Annotated in this window: 1 protein-coding gene; it reads right to left on the reverse strand. The window is 65.2% G+C overall.

Annotated features, from left to right (window positions below; translation table 11 throughout):
• The coding region (locus AB4Z42_RS28305) for a condensation domain-containing protein (RefSeq protein ID WP_442012564.1) at positions 1–1978 on the reverse strand (1978 nt) is incomplete at both ends.

Consider the following 1978-nt stretch of genomic DNA (forward strand, 5'->3'; position numbering starts at 1 on the left):
CGGATGGTGGGCCAGCGACCGGGTCGGGTTGAGGCGTTCCACCAGCACCTCGAACGGCACATCCTGATGCTCATAGGCCGCCAACGCACGCTGCCGAACCTGGCCCAGCAGATCACCAACCGTGGGATCACCGGCCAGATCAACCCGCAACACCAACGTGTTGACGAACAACCCCACCAACTCATCGAGCGCAGGATCACGGCGCCCAGCGATCGGGAAGCCAACTGCCACATCACTATTACTGCTCAGCTTGCTGAGCAGTATCGCCAGCGCTGCCTGCACGACCATGAACCTGGTCGCATCGTGCTCCCGTGCCAGTCGGGCCACCCGCTGCTGCAACTCAGGCGGCCAATCGAACGCCACAGTCGCGCCTTGGTAGTCAGCTATCGGCGGATGCGGCCGATCGGCGGGCAACTGCAGCCGCTCGGGCAGACCGTCCAGCGCGTGGCGCCAATAGCCCAACTGAGACGAGATCACACTGAGTGGGTCGGTCAGCTCACCAAGACTTGASCGCTGCCAMAGCGTGTAGTCGRCGTACTGCACCGCCAGATCCGCCCAACCMGGAGCCTGCCCCGAACTGCGGCTGGCATACGCGGCGCCCAGATCCCGGATCAGCGGAGCGAGCGACCAGCCGTCAGCGGCAATGTGATGTACCACCGCCACCAGCACATACTCATCATCATCGGCGACCCGGAACAGGCAGGCTCGCAACGGAATCTCGGTCGCCAAGTCGAACGGGCGACGAGCCACCTCCTCAATGGCCTGCTCCAGCTCATCAGCTGACCACTCAGCGGCATCAACAACCTGCCAGCCACAATCGGCGTATTCAGCCTCGATCACTACCTGCTGGGGTATCCCCTGCGGTGCGGCGAACACGGTGCGCAGCGATTCGTGACGGCTCACCACATCTGCCAGTGCCGCGCCCAATGCCTCGATGTCCAGACGCCCGCCCAGCCGTATCGCCGCGGGGATGTTGTACACCGCTGAGGGACCCTGCAATTGGTCGATGAACCACAACCGGTTCTGCGCGAACGACAACGGAACCACCGGCGGCCGCTCCGCAGGTGTCAGTCGCTGCAAGCGCGCTCCGTGTGTACCGAGGTGCGGTGCCAGCCGCGCCACCGTGGGCGCCTCGAACAACGTCCGCACCGAAAGTGCAGCGCCCATACTGGTATTGACCGCAGCGACCAGTCTCATCGCCGACAGCGAATCGCCACCCAGATCGAAGAACGAATCATCGGCACCGACGCGTTCGACTCCCAGCACTCCAAAGAAGACCCTGGCGAGTACCTCCTCGGCGGGTGTGGCGGGAGGCCGGTATTCGCTGGCAATGAATTCCGGGTCCGGCAGTGCGCGGGTGTCGAGTTTGCCGTTGACGGTCATCGGGATCGCGTCGAGCATCACGACGGCGGCCGGAACCATGTAGGCGGGCAGCCTCATGCCCAGCGCAGCACGGATCGCGGTCGGATCCGCGGTGCCGGTGACATAACCCACCAGCCGCTTGTCCCCCGGGCGGTCTTCGCGGGCCATCACCGCCGCCTGCTCCACACCCTCCAATTCATTGAGGGCGGTGTGGATTTCGCCGAGTTCGATGCGATACCCACGGACCTTGACCTGCTCATCCTCACGCCCGAGATAATCGAGCTGTCCGTCGGACCGCCACCGCACCAGATCCCCCGTGCGATACATCCGCACCCCAGCACCACCGAACGGACACGCCACAAACCGCGACCCCGTCAACCCCGCACGACCCACATAACCGACACCCACCCCGGCACCGGCCACATACAACTCCCCCACCACACCCGCCGGGACCGGACGCAACCACCGATCCAAAACAAACAACGCTGCACCCGCCACAGGCGCACCGATCGGCGGCGCCCCCGACCCCGGCGCCAACGGCGCACTCATCGCCACCCAAATCGTGGCCTCCGTCGGACCGTACGCGTTGATCATCACCCGCCCCGGCGCCCACCGA

The organism is Mycobacterium sp. 2YAF39, assembly GCF_052114565.1.
GTDB lineage: Bacteria > Actinomycetota > Actinomycetes > Mycobacteriales > Mycobacteriaceae > Mycobacterium.